14 protein-coding genes are annotated in these 17,877 nt (G+C 62.6%); 5 read left to right on the top strand and 9 right to left on the bottom strand.

Annotated elements, in window-relative coordinates; translation table 11 throughout:
• Positions 1-4: 4 nt before the first annotated feature.
• The 6 genes from INQ47_RS21730 to mreB form a co-directional block, all read right to left on the bottom strand.
• Positions 5-3,826, bottom strand: coding sequence for a YhdP family protein (locus tag INQ47_RS21730; protein WP_404702561.1), 3,822 nt, complete (start codon positions 3,824-3,826; stop codon positions 5-7).
• Positions 3,827-3,908: 82 nt separating this feature from the next.
• Complete coding sequence (gene rng / locus INQ47_RS21735) at positions 3,909-5,366, bottom strand: ribonuclease G (protein WP_021781845.1); 1,458 nt, start codon at positions 5,364-5,366, stop codon at positions 3,909-3,911.
• A 54-nt stretch (positions 5,367-5,420) separates the two neighbouring features.
• Complete coding sequence (locus INQ47_RS21740; protein ID WP_404702562.1) at positions 5,421-6,032, bottom strand: Maf family protein; 612 nt, start codon at positions 6,030-6,032, stop codon at positions 5,421-5,423.
• A 31-nt stretch (positions 6,033-6,063) separates the two neighbouring features.
• The gene (mreD, locus tag INQ47_RS21745) at positions 6,064-6,552 is read right to left on the bottom strand and encodes a rod shape-determining protein MreD (RefSeq protein WP_404702563.1); all 489 of its coding nucleotides are present in this window, start codon (positions 6,550-6,552) and stop codon (positions 6,064-6,066) included.
• Positions 6,552-7,604, bottom strand: a complete 1,053-nt coding sequence (gene mreC, locus INQ47_RS21750) for a rod shape-determining protein MreC (protein ID WP_289711648.1) — start codon at positions 7,602-7,604, stop codon at positions 6,552-6,554. Before mreC ends, mreD begins: the two co-directional genes overlap by 1 nt.
• Before the next feature lie 166 nt (positions 7,605-7,770).
• Positions 7,771-8,808 (bottom strand): rod shape-determining protein MreB, encoded by a 1,038-nt coding sequence (gene mreB, locus INQ47_RS21755; RefSeq protein ID WP_003255163.1) that lies wholly within the window; start codon positions 8,806-8,808, stop codon positions 7,771-7,773.
• A 205-nt stretch (positions 8,809-9,013) separates the two neighbouring features.
• On the opposite strand from mreB, the gene gatC reads away from it, so the two are divergent.
• The 5 genes from gatC to INQ47_RS21780 all read left to right on the top strand — a co-directional run bounded on the left by gatC (position 9,014) and on the right by INQ47_RS21780 (position 13,832).
• Entirely contained in the window at positions 9,014-9,301 is a 288-nt protein-coding gene (gene gatC / locus INQ47_RS21760) for an Asp-tRNA(Asn)/Glu-tRNA(Gln) amidotransferase subunit GatC (RefSeq protein WP_003255165.1), read from the top strand.
• A 15-nt stretch (positions 9,302-9,316) separates the two neighbouring features.
• A complete protein-coding gene (gatA, locus tag INQ47_RS21765) occupies positions 9,317-10,768 on the top strand; it encodes an Asp-tRNA(Asn)/Glu-tRNA(Gln) amidotransferase subunit GatA (protein WP_176683757.1) in 1,452 nt (483 codons plus the stop codon).
• A gap of 11 nt (positions 10,769-10,779) precedes the next feature.
• Entirely contained in the window at positions 10,780-12,225 is a 1,446-nt protein-coding gene (gene gatB / locus INQ47_RS21770; protein WP_252461554.1) for an Asp-tRNA(Asn)/Glu-tRNA(Gln) amidotransferase subunit GatB, read from the top strand.
• A gap of 128 nt (positions 12,226-12,353) precedes the next feature.
• A complete protein-coding gene (locus INQ47_RS21775; RefSeq protein ID WP_404702564.1) occupies positions 12,354-12,728 on the top strand; it encodes a septal ring lytic transglycosylase RlpA family protein in 375 nt (124 codons plus the stop codon).
• A 60-nt stretch (positions 12,729-12,788) separates the two neighbouring features.
• Positions 12,789-13,832: a calcium/sodium antiporter gene (locus tag INQ47_RS21780; RefSeq protein WP_252461552.1), complete on the top strand. Its 1,044-nt coding sequence runs from the start codon at positions 12,789-12,791 to the stop codon at positions 13,830-13,832.
• A 443-nt stretch (positions 13,833-14,275) separates the two neighbouring features.
• On the opposite strand, the gene INQ47_RS21785 is transcribed toward INQ47_RS21780, so the two are convergent.
• The 3 genes from INQ47_RS21785 to INQ47_RS21795 all read right to left on the bottom strand — a co-directional run bounded on the left by INQ47_RS21785 (position 14,276) and on the right by INQ47_RS21795 (position 17,717).
• On the bottom strand, positions 14,276-15,637 hold the full coding sequence (locus INQ47_RS21785; RefSeq protein WP_404702565.1) for an amino acid permease: 1,362 nt from the start codon (positions 15,635-15,637) through the stop codon (positions 14,276-14,278).
• Positions 15,638-15,693: 56 nt separating this feature from the next.
• Positions 15,694-16,635 carry an AEC family transporter gene (locus tag INQ47_RS21790; RefSeq protein ID WP_176683762.1) on the bottom strand — a complete coding sequence of 314 codons (942 nt, stop codon included), beginning with the start codon at positions 16,633-16,635 and terminating at the stop codon, positions 15,694-15,696.
• A gap of 194 nt (positions 16,636-16,829) precedes the next feature.
• On the bottom strand, positions 16,830-17,717 hold the full coding sequence (locus INQ47_RS21795) for a hypothetical protein (RefSeq protein ID WP_021781836.1): 888 nt from the start codon (positions 17,715-17,717) through the stop codon (positions 16,830-16,832).
• Positions 17,718-17,877: the final 160 nt, after the last annotated feature.

Genomic DNA, 17,877 nt, shown 5'->3' on the forward strand with positions numbered 1-17,877 from the left:
ACTCCTAGCGGGATTTCTCGAAAGGTTTCACAAATGTGATTCTAGGCTCTTTCCACGGCCCTTCGACACGGTAGTGCACGCTGGCAAAGCGTGACACGCGGTCACCGATCAGCCGATCGACCAGGAACAGCGCACCGCCCACAGCCGGCGCACCGACGATCAACGCAGCCAGCGGCAGGTTGTTGGTCACCGGCAGGCTCACCTGCAGGTCGGCATCGACCCGGTCGCTGACCATGTCCAGCGTGCCGTCGAGCTCGAAGTTGCTCGACGGGCCGGTCACGGTAATCGGATTGCGGGTCACGTACACGCCACTACTGGCCACCAGCAAGCCCTTGACCCGGTCATAGGCCAGGCCCTTGTCAAACAGGTCGGAAAAGTCCAGACGCAGGCGCCGGCCAATCGAGTTGAAGTTGAGCAGGCCGAACACCCGCAGTGCCTGTGCGCTGCCTTCGACCTCGACGAACTGGCCGCTGCGCAGCGCTGCATCCATGCTGCCCGAGAAGCGTTTCAGGCCCACCGCGGCCGGCGAACCCGGCCAGCGGCCATCCACATCCAGGCGGAAGTCGCGGCTGGTCACAGTCGGGGCAAAGCCCCAGGCTTTGAGCACATCCGCCAGGTTCTTGCCGTCAAGGCGCCCTTTGTACCAACTGCTGGTTTTGCCCGTTTCACCCTCCCAGCCACCACCGCCATCGATGCGCAACCCCTTGAGGTCGAGGTCGATATCACTGGCTTTAACGCCACGTGCGGTCGGCCGCAGCTTGATCGAGGCGCTGCCATAAAGATCGTCACCGCGATAGAGCTTGTCGATGCTCAGGTCCAGTGCCGGGACTTTGCGCGGATCGAATGAGGACAGCGGGTCGGGACCGTCTTCAGCCTGCTGTTCAGCGGCGCTGGCGGCAGGCAGGCGCAAGGTCTGCATGCGCACGACCATGGGCGCGCCCTTGGCATCCGGAACGCGTGCGTTACCGATGACTTCCTTGCTGTCGAGACGCAAATCCCAGGCCGGGCCGGCCCGGGCCAGGCGAACCACGGCCTGGTTCAGATCCATGCCGAAGGCTTTCAACTGGCCGATGCTCAGGTCAACGCTTTGCAGGTTCTGCCGCGCGCTGCCACCCGGGTCGTCGCCAGCCAGCCGGGCAGCGTGTTCCTGCCAGGGGGCCAGGTCCAGCGTCTCCAGGCGCCCGCGTACCCTCAGCCCCTGGCTGGCAGGTACCCGGGCGTCGCCTGTGCCCAGCACTAGCTCGCCACGGCCCTGAGTCAACTTCTCGGCCGGTGCGGCATAGGCGAAGCGGGCAAGGTCGGCGTAGGCGGCATCGAATTGCCGCTCCGGGCCCTGAAGGCTCATGTCGAAACGGCTGTCTCGGGTATCTGCTGCCGCTTTGCCAAACGGAGCCGGCAGGTCGATGGCCAGGCCCTTGAGGCTGGAAGTGACACTCAGGTGGTTGTCCCGGCTCCCCAGACTGAGCTGCAACTGATACGGCAGGTCACCGGATGCCGGCAAAGCCTGGTTGAATTGCAGCCAGTCAGTCAGCGTCTTGAGCGATACCTGGCCATTGGCATTGATGCGGGTCTGCATCTGCCCAGCCTGACCTTCAGCGGTGATTCGAGCCGTTACCGGCTTGCCGAAGGCCTGTAGGCTGATGCCCTTGCCACTCAGGCCCTTGTCGAAGTCGAAGCTGAAGTCGCCCTTCAGGCGGTTCAACTCCAGGCTCGGCGGGGCAACCTTCAGGCGCGCATCGCTGGTGGCGAAGTCCACCTGCACTTTTGGGCGCTGCCCATGGGCCAGCGGGATATCGAGCTTGACCTTGCCCTTCAGCGGCCCCTCACCTTCCCAACCGGCGAAAATCTCACCGGTGCCGATTGGCGCTTCCTTGAGAATCTTCAGGCCATCACTCAGGCTACCGTCGAAGTCGCCATCCAGGTAAAGGTGACTGTGCTGGTCACCGTCGACATGCGGAATATCGACTTTCACATCGCTGACCTTGGTGTCGAGCAGCACGCCTCGCCGGGCCATGATGCGCACGCCACTGTCCTCGATGAACACATCGCCATCCACATGCTGCACCTGTGGCCAACCAGGCTGGAAGTCCAGGGCAGCGTCATGCACCTTGAAGAACAGGCTGATGCTGCGCGCCTCCGGCGCTGCGCCATGGTTCAGCGAGCCCTGATACTGGAAGTAGCCCTCGTCCACAGCACCTTTGACGATAGCGCTGCGCAGCCATTCGTCGAGGGCCGGGCTGAGCACTTCGGGCAGATACTTGGCGGTATAGCGGCCATCGCCTTCGGTCAGGCCGACGCGCAGGTCCATGTAGTCCTCGCGGCCTTCCTCGAACAACAGGCGAATCAGGAAGTCGCCGGCGATCTTGCCCTCTTCGCCCACCACCTTGAGATAGGGCGCAATCAGGGTGAAACCGTCTTTGTCCAAGGTCCAGGTCAGGCGCGCATTCGCCTTCTGGTAGTGCCAGGGCTTGGCGAAGATCGGGTACAGATGCAACATGAACGCATCGGTATCCAGGCGCAGCTCGCCATGGCCCAGGTCACCACTGATGCTGCCACTGACGTTACCGGCCGCCGGGGCGTTGTGATAAGCATCGAAGCCTACCTTCTCCAGGTTGGCTGCGAACTGCAGGCGCTGGTCACCCTCGGCCTTGGGCCTGGCCTCGAGGCGCACATTGCGCAACGTACCGGTCACCTTCAAGCCATCGACCACATCCTTTACCTTGTCCGGCAGCGGTGCCAGGGCATCGATCAGCGGGTTCAGCGGGGTGAGGTCGAGGCGGTCCGCCTGTAACTGCCAGCTCTCATCGGCTGCGTTCTGGCCGGGACGCTGCTGCAACTGCAGGTGAGACTCCCAGCGAGCCTTGCCGAGGTCCATGGCCAACGAGTCGACGACCACATCGAAGCCTTGCTCCCGGCGCTGGAACCAGGCGCCCAAAGCGAGGTTATTCAGGTCGGCAGCCTTGCGCCCGGCATAGGCCCCCTGCAGCCTGGGTGCATTGAGCCTTACGACGGCCCTTTGCAACTGCCCCTTGCCCCAGCCGATCCAGAACTCACCGCCTGCCCGCAGGGTATCCGCATGCCACTGCCCTGACACGCTGGGTGGCAACCAATGTGCCCAGTCACTTTGCGGCAGGCTTACATAGGCTTCTACCTCGCCATCGCGCCAAGTTTCGGCCGACATATGGCTATTCAGGCTCAGCGCCAGGGGCTGGCCGTCAGGCAGGGTGGCACGCAGGTCCAAGGCCTGGCGTGTGGCACCGGCCTGCAGGCCGGCACTCACATAAGTCAGGGTCAGCGGGTCGCGCTGCCAGGGGTGCAGGGTGACCAGACTGTCGAACACATCGATGCGCCCCAGCTGGCGCAAGCGCTGCAGCAGGTCGGCAGGGTCGAGCGGTGCATCGTCCTTTTTAGGCAGGCCTTCGAGGCTCCAGGCGCCCTGCTCGTTCTCGCGAAGGATCAGTTGCAGCCCACCCAGCTGAATGCGCGCCAGGCGCACTTCGCGGGCGGTGAGGCTGGCCCAGATGTCGGGCACCACCATGACCTCGTCCAGCCGCAGCGCCTTGGCGCCTTCGCCCAATTGCAGGTCGCGCACCCGCAACACGGGGGCCAGTCCGCTCCAGTGCCCTTCCAGGGCACCGACATGCACAGGCAGGCCCAGCGCCTGCTCGGCCTTGCTTTCTACATCGGCACGGTACTCGGCTACCAGCGGCACCAGTTCACGGCCAAGGCTGACATATAGCGCCACCAATACTGTCAGCAGGGCACATATGCCCAACCCCCAGCGGGTCAGAGCGACAAGAACGCGGTTCAGACGTCCCATGGCCATGGCCCTCCAAGTCGTTTATCCATGATGGCCGGTACTGCCGGTTTTGCCAGCCCGACGACGCAGTGGCGTGTTTCAGAAGGCCTCAGAGCAGCACCACGTCGTACTGTTCCTGCGAATACATCGACTCGACCTGGAAGCGAATGGTTCGACCGATGAAGGCCTCCAGTTCCGCCACGTTGCCTGATTCTTCATCCAGCAGGCGGTCGACCACCTTCTGGTTGGCCAGCACACGGTAGCCTTCAGCCTGATAGGCACGGGCCTCCCGCAGGATCTCGCGGAATATTTCGTAACAGATGGTCTCGGGTGTTTTCAGCTTGCCGCGGCCCTGACAGGCCAGGCACGGCTCGCACAGCACCTGCTCCAGGCTTTCCCGCGTGCGCTTGCGGGTCATCTGCACCAGCCCCAGTTCGGTGATGCCGATGATGTTGGTCTTGGCGTGATCACGCTCCAGCTGTTTTTCCAGAGTACGCAGTACCTGGCGCTGGTGATCTTCGTCTTCCATGTCGATGAAGTCGATGATGATGATGCCGCCAATGTTGCGCAGGCGCAGTTGCCTGGCGATGGCGGTAGCGGCCTCGAGGTTGGTCTTGAAGATGGTTTCTTCGAGGTTGCGATGGCCGACGAAAGCCCCGGTGTTGACGTCGATGGTGGTCATCGCTTCGGCCGGGTCGACTACCAAGTAGCCACCGGACTTCAACGGCACCTTGCGCTCCAGGGCCCGCTGGATCTCGTCTTCGACGCCGTACAGGTCAAAGATCGGGCGCTCGCCCGGGTAATGTTCGAGGCGGTCGGCAATTTCCGGCATCAGCTCGCCGACGAACTGCGTGGTCTTCTGGAAGGTTTCCCGCGAGTCGATGCGGATCTTCTCAATCTTCGGGTTGACCAGGTCACGCAGGGTACGCAGGGCCAGGCCAAGGTCTTCATAAATGACCGTGGGCGCGCCACAGGTCTTGATCTGGGTGCCAATCTGTTCCCACAGGCGGCGCAGGTAGCGAATGTCCTGCAAGATCTCCTCGGCACGCGCGCCTTCGGCGGCGGTGCGCAGGATGAAGCCGCCGGCATCCTTGATGTTCTCGCTATCCATGCAGTCGCTGACCACCTGCTTGAGGCGATCACGCTCGGCTTCGTCCTCGATTTTCAGCGAAATACCAACATGACTGCTGCGCGGCATGTACACCAGGTAGCGTGACGGAATTGATAGCTGGGTGGTCAGGCGCGCACCCTTGGTGCCGATCGGGTCCTTGGTCACCTGCACCACCAGGGCCTGGCCTTCATGTACCAGTGCAGTGATGTTCTCTACCGCCGAGCCTTCACGCTGGGAGATTTCCGACGCATGGATAAACGCAGCGCGCTCAAGGCCGATGTCGACGAAGGCCGCCTGCATGCCTGGCAGCACGCGCACCACCTTGCCCTTGTAGATATTGCCGACGATGCCACGGCGCTGGGTGCGCTCGACGTGCACTTCCTGCAGCACCCCGTTTTCCACCACCGCCACACGTGACTCCATCGGGGTGATGTTGATCAGGATCTCTTCACTCATGGCAGGCTCTCGTCAAAGGTTCTTTCTAATGATGGATGGCGTACGCACTGCTGGCTACTGCGGGTTTGTTACCTCTGGCGTATGTGCGAGCGATTGCCAGCAGGCGATGCCGAACTGGCCAAGCAAATCGGCCGTTTCACAGAGCGGCAAGCCAACCACCGCCGAGTAGCTGCCGGAAAGGCCGGTGACGAAAACCGCACCCAGCCCCTGCACGGCATAGCTGCCAGCCTTGTCTGCTGGCTCGCCGCTGGCCCAATAGCGTTGCGCTTCATCGGTGCTGATGACGCGAAAGCGTACCTTGCTGGTAACGCAAAAACTGTGCACCCGCTGGCCATCGTCCAGGGCGACAGCAGTCAGCACCTGATGCTCACGGCCTGACAGGTCAGCCAGCATGGCCAAGGCATCTTCGCGGTTTTCCGGTTTGCCGAGAATACGACCATCGAGCACCACGGCAGTGTCTGCGCCGAGCACTACAGCCGGGTCGTCGACACGGGCCAGGCCGGCGGCGGCCTTCGCCCGGGCCAGGCGTTCGACGTAGGCAGGGGCGCTTTCGTTGGGTAGAGGAGATTCATCGACGGGGGCACTGATGACCATGAACGGCACGCCGATCTGCATCAGCAGTTCACGACGACGGGGCGAGCCGGAAGCCAGATATAGCGGGGTCATGCAGACATCTCCCTGTCAGCGGCGTGTGCCGTCAGTTGATATGCAAGCGTCGACGCAGGTCGCGCAAGGCAAAGCTGATCCACGGCCAGAGCAAGGCACTGATCACCGCCGACCAGACCAGCGCCAGGGTGGGCAGGCGGTTGCCGGTCAGTGCGCTGAGCCACAGCTGGATCAACTGGGCGATACCAAAGATCACCAGAATGACCAGGCTTTGCTGCCACATGGGGAAGATGCGCAGACGCTGCTGCAGGGACAGCACCAGAAAGGTGATGAAGGTAAGAACCAGCGCATTCTGCCCCAGCAGGGTGCCATACAGCACGTCCTCGGCCAGGCCCAGCACGAATGCCGTGGTCATGCCGACTTTGTTCGGCACGGCAAGGGTCCAGAACGACACCAGCAAGGCCAACCACATGGGCCGGAACACCTCCATGAACTGCGGCATGGGGGAAACGCTGAGCAGCAGGCCGATGGCGAAAGTAAGCCAGATGATCCAGCCGTTATTGCGGCGTGATGCAGCCATCATTGCCTCCGGGGTTGAGCGGGTGCGGCCGGCGTGGCAGGTGCAGCAGACGGGGCTGCTGGCTGCGCGACCGAAGTGGCTGGTGCTGCCGGTGTGACCGACGCGGCAGGCGTGCCAGCGGCGGGTGCGACCTGATCACTGGTAGCGGCCGGCTGGCCAGCAGGTGCAGAGCCCTTGCGGTCAGCCTCTTCCTGGGCAATGGCGGCATCAGTGGCGCGCTGCTCCGGGCTACGCCGGTCACTGAACACCAGCAACATATAGCGGCTGCGGTTAAGCGCGGCGGTGGGGATGGCACGGACGATGGCAAAAGGCTGGCCGGAATCGTGGATCACTTCGTTGACCGTGGCCACCGGATAACCGGCAGGAAAGCGCTGCCCCATGCCGGAACTGACCAGCAGGTCGCCTTCCTTGATGTCGGCAGTGTCGGCCACATGGCGCAACTCCAGGCGCTCCGGGTTGCCAGTGCCGCTGGCAATGGCACGCAGGCCGTTGCGGTTGACCTGCACCGGAATGCTGTGGGTGGTATCGGTCAGCAACAGCACCCGCGCGGTGTAGGGCATCAACTCTACGACCTGGCCCATCAGGCCGCGGGCATCGAGCACCGGCTGGCCCAGGAAAACACCATCACGCTCACCCTTGTTGATCAGAATACGGTGGGTAAACGGGTTGGGGTCGACACCGATCAGCTCGGCCACTTCGACCTTTTCGTTGACCAGCGCCGAAGAGTTGAGCAACTCGCGCAGCCGCACGTTCTGCTCGGTCAGGGCCGCCAGCTTCTGCAGGCGCCCCTGCAGCAGCAGGGCTTCGGTCTTGAGCTTCTCGTTTTCGGCAATCAGCTCGGTGCGGCTACCGAACTGGCCGGCCACACCTTGCCAGGCACGCTGCGGCAAATCGGTGATCCAGTACGACTCCATCAGCACCAGGCCCATCTGGCTGCGCACGGGCTTGAGCACGTCAAAGCGCGCGTCGACAACCATCAGCGCGACTGACATCACCACCAGAACGAGCAGGCGAACGCCCAGCGAAGGGCCCTTGGAGAAAAGCGGTTTAATGGGCCGTTCCTCGTGGACGACTCAGGAGGTCATTGGACATGGGACAACGCACCAGCCTGGTTGCGGATTGACGGTTACGGCGCCCCAAACGGGCACCAGCGCAGCACATACAGGTAGCACTGTGCGTACTACCTGTAAACCGGGCACTCGTGAACAGCAAGCGGGATCACTCGCTGGAGAGCAGGTCCATTGCGTGCTTGTCCATCATTTCCAGGGCGCGACCGCCGCCACGGGCGACGCAGGTCAGCGGGTCCTCGGCGACGATTACCGGCAGGCCGGTTTCCTGGGCCAGCAGTTTGTCGAGGTCACGCAGCAGCGCACCACCACCGGTCAGCACCAGGCCGCGCTCGGCGATGTCCGAAGCAAGTTCCGGCGGCGATTGCTCGAGGGCGCTCTTGACCGCCTGGACGATGGTCGCCAGCGATTCCTGCAGCGCTTCGAGCACTTCGTTGGAGTTCAGGGTGAAGGCACGCGGCACACCTTCGGCCAGGTTGCGACCACGCACGTCGACTTCACGTACTTCGCCACCTGGGTAGGCAGTACCGATTTCCTGCTTGATACGTTCGGCGGTGGATTCGCCGATCAGGCTGCCGTAGTTGCGGCGCACGTAGGTAACGATGGCTTCGTCGAAGCGGTCACCGCCCACACGGACGGACTCGGCATAGACCACACCGTTCAACGAGATCAGGGCGATTTCAGTGGTACCACCACCGATATCGACGACCATCGAACCGCGGGCCTCTTCAACCGGCAGGCCTGCACCGATGGCAGCGGCCATCGGCTCTTCGATCAGGAATACTTCACGGGCACCCGCACCGAGGGCCGACTCGCGGATGGCGCGGCGTTCTACCTGGGTCGACTTGCACGGCACGCAGATCAGCACGCGCGGGCTTGGCTGCAGGAAGCTGTTCTCGTGAACCTTGTTGATAAAATACTGCAACATTTTTTCGCAGACGCTGAAGTCGGCGATGACGCCGTCCTTCATCGGACGAATGGCTGCAATGTTGCCAGGCGTTCGGCCCAGCATGCGTTTAGCTTCGGTACCGACGGCGACGACGCTTTTCTGGTTGCCATGGGTACGGATGGCAACAACCGAGGGTTCATTCAGGACGATACCGCGCTCACGCACGTAAATAAGGGTGTTGGCAGTACCCAGGTCGATCGAAAGATCGCTGGAAAACATGCCACGCAGTTTCTTGAACATGGGAAAGTGACCCTGGGGAAAGCGTGGGTAAAAAAGTGCGGCAAACTCTAACAATGGCAGGGATTTTGGGCAAGGAGCCAATATGTTAAATTGGCTGTTTTTCCGAGCACGCCAGCAGAATTTCGCGGCCGTTAGACCGCCAGAAAGCTGACATGTTCCTCACTGCGGACCCAAATTCCGTTCTTTGTTTCCCTTGGAGATCCTCATGGCGCTTGAACGCTGCGACGTGGAAAAGATCGCCCATCTGGCCCGCCTGGGCCTGAATGATGGCGAACTGCCACGCATTACTGACGCCCTGAACAGCATTCTCGGCCTGGTCGACCAGATGCAAGCGGTCGATACCACTGGCATCGAGCCCCTGGCCCACCCGCTGGAGGCCAGCCAGCGCCTGCGTCCCGACCAAGTCACCGAAAGCAACCAGCGCGACGCCTACCAGGCCATTGCGCCGTCGACCGAAAGCGGTCTGTACCTGGTTCCCAAAGTCATCGAGTAAGGGATAGAGCCTGCCATGCATCAATTGACCCTGGCCGAGATCGCCCGCGGACTCGCCGACAAATCGTTTTCTTCCGAAGAGCTGACTGGCGCGCTGCTGGCGCGCATCAAACAGCTCGACCCACAGATCAACAGCTTCATCAGCATCACCGACGACCTGGCCCTGGGCCAGGCGCGTGCCGCCGATGCCCGGCGCGCCGCTGGCGAAACCGGCGCGCTGCTGGGTGCACCGATCGCCCACAAAGACCTGTTCTGCACCAACGGCGTACGCACCAGCTGCGGCTCGAAGATGCTCGACAACTTCAAGGCGCCCTATGACGCCACCGTGGTCGCCAAGCTGGCCGAAGCCGGCATGGTCACCCTGGGCAAGACCAACATGGACGAGTTCGCCATGGGTTCGGCCAACGAATCCAGCCATTACGGCGCGGTGAAAAACCCGTGGAACCTTGAGCACGTTCCGGGCGGCTCGTCCGGTGGTTCGGCCGCTGCAGTGGCCGCACGCCTGCTGCCCGCCACCACAGGCACCGACACCGGCGGCTCGATCCGCCAGCCCGCGGCACTGACCAACCTCACCGGCCTCAAGCCGACGTACGGTCGTGTGTCACGCTGGGGCATGATCGCCTACGCCTCCAGCCTCGACCAGGGCGGCCCGCTGGCCCGCACCGCCGAAGACTGCGCGCTGCTGCTGCAAGGCATGGCCGGTTTCGACGCCAAGGACTCCACCAGCATCGAAGAGCCGGTGCCGGACTACAGCGCCAACCTGAACGCTTCACTTCAGGGCCTGCGCATCGGCCTGCCGAAAGAGTACTTCGGCGCCGGTCTCGACCCACGCATCGCCGACCTGGTCCAGGCCAGCGTCAAAGAGCTGGAAAAGCTCGGTGCAGTGGTCAAGGAAATCAGCCTGCCGAACATGCAGCATGCCATTCCGGCCTACTACGTGATCGCCCCGGCTGAAGCCTCTTCCAACCTGTCGCGTTTCGACGGCGTACGCTTCGGCTACCGCTGCGAAGAGCCGAAAGACCTCACCGACCTGTACAAGCGCTCACGCGGCGAAGGCTTCGGCGCTGAAGTACAGCGCCGCATCATGGTCGGGACCTACGCCCTGTCGGCCGGCTACTACGACGCCTATTACGTGAAGGCGCAGCAAATCCGCCGCCTGATCAAGAACGACTTCATGGCCGCCTTCAACGATGTCGACCTGATTCTCGGCCCGACCACGCCAAACCCGGCCTGGAAGCTCGGCGCCAAGAGCAGCGACCCGGTTGCCGCCTATCTCGAAGACGTCTACACCATCACCGCCAACCTGGCGGGCCTGCCAGGCCTGTCGATGCCTGCGGGCTTCGTCGACGGCCTGCCGGTCGGCGTGCAACTGCTGGCGCCATACTTCCAGGAAGGCCGCCTGCTCAACGTCGCGCACCGCTACCAACAGGTGACCGACTGGCACACCCGCGCCCCCAACGGCTTCTGAGGAATTCACACATGCAATGGGAAGTTGTGATCGGGCTGGAAATTCACACTCAGCTCGCCACCCAGTCGAAGATCTTCTCCGGCAGCGCTACCACCTTTGGCTCCGAGCCGAATACTCAGGCCAGCCTGGTTGACCTGGGCATGCCCGGCGTACTGCCGGTGCTGAACGAGGAAGCCGTGCGCATGGCGTGCATGTTCGGCCTGGCCATCGATGCCGAGATCGGCAAGCGCAACGTGTTCGCACGCAAGAACTACTTCTACCCGGACCTGCCCAAGGGCTACCAGATCAGCCAGATGGACCTGCCGATCGTCGGCAAGGGCCACCTGGACATCGCGCTGGAAGACGGCACCATCAAGCGCATCGGCGTAACCCGCGCGCACCTGGAAGAGGACGCCGGCAAGAGCCTGCACGAAGACTTCAGCGGTTCCACCGGCATCGACCTGAACCGTGCCGGCACCCCGCTGCTGGAAATCGTCTCCGAGCCTGACATGCGCAGCGCCAAGGAAGCCGTCGCCTACGTCAAGGCGATCCACGCGCTGGTGCGCTACCTGGGCATCTGCGACGGCAACATGGCCGAAGGTTCTCTGCGCTGCGACTGCAACGTATCGATCCGCCCGAAAGGCCAGACCGAGTTCGGCACTCGCTGCGAAATCAAGAACGTCAACTCGTTCCGTTTCATCGAGCGCGCGATCAACAGCGAAATCCAGCGCCAGATCGACCTGATCGAAGACGGTGGCAAAGTGGTGCAGGAAACCCGCCTGTACGACCCGAACAAGGACGAAACGCGCTCCATGCGCAGCAAAGAGGAAGCCAACGACTACCGTTACTTCCCCGACCCCGACCTGCTGCCGGTAGTCATCGAGGACAGCTTCCTCGAAACCATCCGCGCCGGCCTGCCGGAGCTGCCACCCCAGAAGGTCGAGCGTTTCCAGAGTCAGTACGGCCTGTCGGCCTACGACGCCAACGTATTGGCTTCCAGCCGCGAACAGGCAGACTACTTCGAAGAAGTGGTGAAAATCGGGGGTGATGCCAAGCTGGCGGCCAACTGGGTCATGGTCGAACTGGGTAGCCTGCTGAACAAGCTGGGTGTCGAGATCGATCAGGCGCCAGTCAGCGCCGCGCAGCTGGGCGGCATGCTGCTGCGCATTCGTGACAACACCATCAGCGGCAAGATTGCCAAGACCGTGTTCGAGGCCATGGCCGCCGGTGAAGGCGATGCCGACAGCATCATCGAGAGCAAAGGCCTGAAACAGGTTACCGACACCGGGGCGATCGACAAAATGCTCGACGAAATGCTGGCAGCCAATGCCGAGCAGGTCGAACAGTATCGTGCAGCCGATGAGGCCAAGCGCGGCAAGATGTTCGGCTTCTTCGTCGGCCAGGCCATGAAAGCTTCCAAAGGCAAGGCCAACCCGGGGCAGGTGAACCAATTGCTCAAGGCCAAGCTCGAAGGGTGATGATTTTCCCCCTGTAATGCTGCGAGGGCTTCGCCCTCGTTCGCGGCTGAAGCCGCTCCTACACAAGCCAACGCTTCACCTGTAGGAGCGGGTTTACCCGCGAATGGCCGCACCGGAGAGCACCTGACTTGCTAAAACGATCCCTCGGCACCCTCGCCCTGTTTTCTTTCCTGGCCGGTTGCGCCAGCCATGACATCGACCCGCGCGGTTACGACCAGACGGGCACCGCTTCCTACTACGGGTCGCGCCACCACGGCAAACGCACCGCCAGTGGCGAACCGTTCAACCAGCACGGCCTTACCGCCGCCCACCGCAGCTTGCCTTTCGGCACGCGTGTACTGGTCACCAACATGGCCAACCAGCGCAGTGTGGTGGTACGTATCAACGACCGTGGCCCGCACATCCGCGGCCGCCTGATCGACCTGTCTCGCGCAGCAGCAGAAAAAATCGGCATGCTGCGTAGCGGAACAGCGCGCGTGCGGGTACAAGGGCTTAGCGACTGACGCGACAGGAGTCCGACCATTTTCGACCTGGCCACCCTTCCCACTTTTAGCTTGCTGCAAATGGGCGTTGCCCTGCTGTTGCTGGTCGGCGGCGCCGAGCTACTGGTGCGCTCCGCTTTGCGCCTGGCGCAGCGCCTGCATGTTCGTCCGCTGATCATAGGCCTGAGCCTGGTGGCCTTCGGCAGTACCGCGCCACAATTGACCGTAAGCCTGCAGGCTGCCTACCAGGGCGCTCCGGATGTGGCAGTAGGCAGCGTGATCGGCAGCAACATCTTCAACGTACTGGTCATTCTCGGCCTGGCCGCACTGATCATACCGCTGCGGGTGTCACGCCAGCTGGTGCGTCTGGACATCCCATTGATGATCGTCGCCAGCGGGCTGGTGTATGCACTGTCCGCCAATGCCCGCCTGGGCAGGGTTGAAGGGGCACTGCTATTACTGGGGCTGGCCGGTTACCTGGCAATGCTCTGGCATCAATCGCGCCACTACGCACGCACCTACCCGGCCCCAGACGCCGCCAGGTCCGGGGCCGGGCGCTTCTGGTCAGGTACACTGCTGCAGGTATTGGTAGGCCTCGGCCTGCTGAGCCTGGCGGGCCACTTGCTGCTGGAAGCTGCCATCGAGGTGGCCACCGACCTGGGCCTGTCCGAGCGCATCATCGGCCTGACGGTCGTCGCTATCTGCACTTCCCTACCGGAACTGGCCGCTGCGCTGATCGCCGCCTTGCGTGGCGAACGGGAGATCGCGGTGGGCACTGTAATCGGCAGTAACCTGTTCAACTTGCTGGCCGTACTGGGCCTGACCGCGCTGGTCACCCCGGAGCCACTGTCGATTTCGCCTAACGCGCTGTCTTTCGATCTGCCTGTAATGCTCGGCGTTGCCATACTGAGCCTGCCAGTGTTCTATTCCGGCTACCGCATCACTCGCGCCGAAGGCCTGGTGCTTCTTTGCCTGTACCTGGCCTACGGCCTGCATGTGGCGGCTTTTACCATGGGTATGCCGCTGGCTGGCCGCCTGGAGCGCTTGATGCTGTTCTATGTACTGCCGGTGCTCGCCACAGTGTTGCTGTACACCACCGTGCGCGCCTGGCGGAGGCAGCATTGAGGGGCATGGAAGGGGCACGCGTCAGGGCCGCCAGACGCATGCCTTTAGGCTTTCATCGCCTGTGAGATCGAGCGCCGCGCGGGCGGCGCTTCGCGGGTAAACCCGCTCCTACGTTTGTTTCGGGCCAATTATTCCTGTGGGATTTGCGCGCGAACGCGTTGGCGCATGCCTCGATATCGCGTCGTACAAACAAGGCGGTCGCGCGCGCCTGGCACAGAACGGTTTGTTTCGGGCCAATTATTCCTGCGGGATTTGCGCGCGAACGCTTTGGCGCATGCCTCGATATCGCGTCGTACAAACAAGGCGGTCGCGCGCGCCTGGCACAGAACGGACTGGCCCGAAACAAACGTAGGAGCGGGTTTACCCGCGAAGCGCCGCCCGCGCGGCGCTCGATCTCACAGGCGCCGAAAACCTAACGGCATACCCCTTACGAACAAACCCGATCAGCCCTTGGCCTGGCGAGCCTTCTTCAGCTTGAAGGCCACCCACAGCACAGCGATCCATGCCGGGATCAGCATTACCGAGATGCGAATTGGCGGCGTCAGGTACATCACCACCAGGATCAGCACAATGAATGCCAGGCACAGGTAGTTGGTCAGTGGGTGCCCCAAGCTTTTGTAGAAGGGGGTGATCCCGGCGGCCAGCTTGGCCTTGCGGAATTTCAGGTGGGTGATACTGATGCTCGCCCAGTTGATCACCAGCGCAGACACCGCCAACGCCATCAGCAAGCCGAAGGCCCCTCCCGGCATCAGGTAATTGATCAGCACGCACATGCCGGTCGCAAAGGCCGAGACGCCCAGCGCGGTCAGCGGCACGCCGCTACGGCTTACCTTCAGCAACTGACGCGGCGCGTCGCCCTGGCTGGCCAGGCCGAACAGCATACGGCTATTGGCGTACACACAGCTGTTGTACACCGAGAGCGCAGCTGTCAACACCACGATATTGAGGATGGTCGCCACCAGGTCGCTGTCCAGTTCGTGGAAGATCATCACGAACGGGCTGCCGCCCTGCACCACCTTCTGCCAAGGGTACAGCGACAACAGCACCGCCAAGGCACCGATGTAGAAAATCAGGATGCGGTACACCACCTGGTTGGTGGCCTTGGGGATGCTCTGGCGCGGGTTGTCGGCCTCGGCAGCCGTGATGCCTACCAGCTCCAGGCCACCAAACGAGAACATGATCACCGCCAGAGCCATTACCAGGCCAGTGACGCCGTTAGGGAAGAAGCCGCCGTACTGCCACAGGTTGGCCACGCTGGCATCCGGGCCACCATGACCGCTGCCCAGCAACCAGGCACCAAAGCCGATCATGCTGACGATGGCGACCACCTTGACCAGGGCGAACCAGAACTCCATCTCGCCATAAACTTTTACCTGGGTCAGGTTGATCAGGTTGATCACCACGAAGAAGATCGCCGCCGTGGCCCAGGTAGGGAAGTCCGGCCACCAGTACTGCACGTAGATACCGACTGCCGTCAGCTCGGCCATGCCGACCAGCACGTACACCACCCAGTAATTCCAGCCTGAGACAAAGCCTGCGAACTCGCTCCAGTATTGGTGGGCGAAGTGGCTGAAGCTGCCGGCGACCGGCTCTTCCACCACCATTTCGCCCAGCTGACGCATGATCAGGAAGGCCATCAGGCCGGCGATGGCGTAGCCCAGCAACACGGAGGGGCCGGCCAACTGAATGGTCTGGGCAATGCCCAGGAACAAGCCGGTACCGATGGCCCCGCCCAGCGCGATCAGCTGGATATGGCGATTCTTCAGCCCGCGCTGTAACCGCTCGGGCGTGCTCTGGTCTTGCATGAAGTGTCCTTTAGCTCAGTGAGGCAGTGTTGTTGCTGTTATTTGCAGTCAAGGATCTAGATCCATCCGCCCCACTGCAAGATGAAAATACCAATGTTGGTGGTGATCGCCGCCATTAGCGTGGTAATCACGATGATCGACGCGGCCAGTTCATGATTGCCGTTGGCCGCGCGCGCCATCACGTAGCTGGCTGCAGCGGTCGGGCTGCCTATGTACAGGAACAGGATGCCCAGCTCCGCCCCGCGAAACCCGCACAACCAGGCACCAAGAGTGCCGAGCAGCGGCAGCCAGAGCATCTTCACCAGGCTGGCATCGATGGCCAGCCGGCCACAGTTACGCAGCGCTGCCAGCGACAGCGTGCCACCGATACAGATCAGCGCCAGCGGCAGCGTCATCTGTGCCAGGTAGTCGCCCGAGGTCAGCAGCCAGTTGGGCAGCGGCACCTGGCCGTAAGCCATCGGTGCGGCCACCAGCACGCTAATAATCAGCGGGTTGCTGAAAATGCTTTTGCAGATGCTCCACGGATCGGACTTGAGGTCCGGGCTGTACACCGCCAGCACCACCGCGGACAGCGAGTTGTACATGAGGATGACCAAGCCTGCGAGCACCGCCCCCAGGGAGATGCCATAGTCACCGTACAGGCTGGCGGCCAGGGCCAGGCCTATCACACCATTGTTGCCGCGGAATGCGCCCTGGGTATAGATGCCCCGGTCGGCCATCGGGCTGCGCCAGATGGCCATGCCCCAGGCAATGGCGAAACCGGCCAAAGTGGCGACGATGAAATACAGGAGCACGCCTGGCTTGACCGCTGCGGCCAGGTCGGCGTGGTAGATGCCGAGGAACAGCAGCGCCGGCATGCAAACGTTGAACACCAGCTGCGAAGCGACACGGTTGAAGTTGTCGTCGATCAAGTGTATGCGTTTGAGCAGGACGCCCATGAACAGCATGGCGAATACCGGCGCCGTGATGTTCAGGGTCTGGATAAGAAGGGCAAGCATGCGCAAGCGATCCTGGAGGGGGTTGCCGTCAGGCGGCCAATGATACGTCAACGGCCGGGATTTGCGTGGATCAAGCGCGATAAAAGGAAATGCCTTTCAGGTTTTCCGCGGCCTTCACCGGCCTCTTTGCACGTAAACGCGCTTCCACTGGTACCACGCCGCAACTCATCGGCTCACACATACCTGTCAGCCATTCATGACAAGCCCGCAGCAACCCAAGCCTTGTTCAGCCGCTTCTCCCGCGCCGACGCTGCCAGTGCCATCACCCCCTGGTCACGCTGCCAGATTTGCGCCCAATGCACCGGCCCTGTCGCCAACGCTGCATCGATCTCCCCCCGCAACGCCTGGAACTGCGCAAACAACCCGCCCAGCAGCAAGTGACAACCCATGCTATCGGCACACTGCCGGCTACCCTCGGCGCAGCCAGCCAACAGCCCAAGCAACTGCAGGCGCAGCCCCTGCGGCCAGGCGCACTCCTGCCCCACGCCATACAACCAGGCGGTCAGCGCCGTGAGCACATACAAATCCTCCAGCGAACGGAACGGCTTCACATAGGCATCCCAACCGTCACCGGCCAGCAACTCGCACGACGCCTGCTCCAGCAGCAATCGGCCATGACCGACTTCCGGCATCAGCGGCAGGGTTGGCAATGGCTCCAGTGTTACCCCCGGCTCCCCGGGGTAAACCACCGCCAGGCTCAACTGCGGCGCAGCGCCAGCCGCTTCGCTACGCGCTGCCACCAGCAACCACTCCGCCTCCAGGCCCGCAGTAACGAAGTCTTTGCAACCCGACAGCCGCAGAGCGTCCAGCCGTGTGTGCATGTCTGCCGGCCGCACGCTGCGCCGCTCGGTGGCACACAAGGCGCCAAGGCTGTGCGGCGCACTGGGCCACAGCACGCGAAGGGCAGCCTGGTAACCCACCAGGAAGGCCAGGCCCGGGGTGGCCATTGCACGCCCGCCCAGTACCGCCAGTTCGAACGGGGCAACCGGGCCGAGGCGCTCAAGCAGCGCGGCGTAGGTTTCGCCCAGGGTGCCTGTCGGCGCGAGGCGAAGCGGATCGTTGAGTCGTTGCAACCAGGCCATGGAACAGCTCCTTGCTGGAGGGCTTTCAGTTAAGGCTCAGGGTGTGTCACGCAAGCATCACCAAAGATTCACAGGGGTGACACTGGGTCTACCTAGGCTGACTTTGCACAACAAAGCCGACCGGCCGCAACCCTTCTTGGCTGGCTTATGGAGACTCGTA

This window comes from Pseudomonas sp. 3HC3 (assembly GCF_044904505.1).
Taxonomy (GTDB): Bacteria; Pseudomonadota; Gammaproteobacteria; order Pseudomonadales; family Pseudomonadaceae; genus Aquipseudomonas; species Aquipseudomonas putida_Y.

What these genes read in the sequence shown, in the direction of transcription:
- mreD (WP_404702563.1), bottom strand. Translation starts at nt 6,552, where the DNA reads ATGGCTGCATCACGCCGCAATAACGGCTGGATCATCTGGCTTACTTTC.
- gatB (WP_252461554.1), top strand. Translation starts at nt 10,780, where the DNA reads ATGCAATGGGAAGTTGTGATCGGGCTGGAAATTCACACTCAGCTCGCC.
- rng (WP_021781845.1), bottom strand. Translation starts at nt 5,366, where the DNA reads ATGAGTGAAGAGATCCTGATCAACATCACCCCGATGGAGTCACGTGTG.
- INQ47_RS21740 (WP_404702562.1), bottom strand. Translation starts at nt 6,032, where the DNA reads ATGACCCCGCTATATCTGGCTTCCGGCTCGCCCCGTCGTCGTGAACTG.
- INQ47_RS21780 (WP_252461552.1), top strand. Translation starts at nt 12,789, where the DNA reads ATGGGCGTTGCCCTGCTGTTGCTGGTCGGCGGCGCCGAGCTACTGGTG.
- INQ47_RS21795 (WP_021781836.1), bottom strand. Translation starts at nt 17,717, where the DNA reads ATGGCCTGGTTGCAACGACTCAACGATCCGCTTCGCCTCGCGCCGACA.
- INQ47_RS21785 (WP_404702565.1), bottom strand. Translation starts at nt 15,637, where the DNA reads ATGCAAGACCAGAGCACGCCCGAGCGGTTACAGCGCGGGCTGAAGAAT.
- gatC (WP_003255165.1), top strand. Translation starts at nt 9,014, where the DNA reads ATGGCGCTTGAACGCTGCGACGTGGAAAAGATCGCCCATCTGGCCCGC.
- INQ47_RS21730 (WP_404702561.1), bottom strand. Translation starts at nt 3,826, where the DNA reads ATGGCCATGGGACGTCTGAACCGCGTTCTTGTCGCTCTGACCCGCTGG.
- mreB (WP_003255163.1), bottom strand. Translation starts at nt 8,808, where the DNA reads ATGTTCAAGAAACTGCGTGGCATGTTTTCCAGCGATCTTTCGATCGAC.
- INQ47_RS21790 (WP_176683762.1), bottom strand. Translation starts at nt 16,635, where the DNA reads ATGCTTGCCCTTCTTATCCAGACCCTGAACATCACGGCGCCGGTATTC.
- gatA (WP_176683757.1), top strand. Translation starts at nt 9,317, where the DNA reads ATGCATCAATTGACCCTGGCCGAGATCGCCCGCGGACTCGCCGACAAA.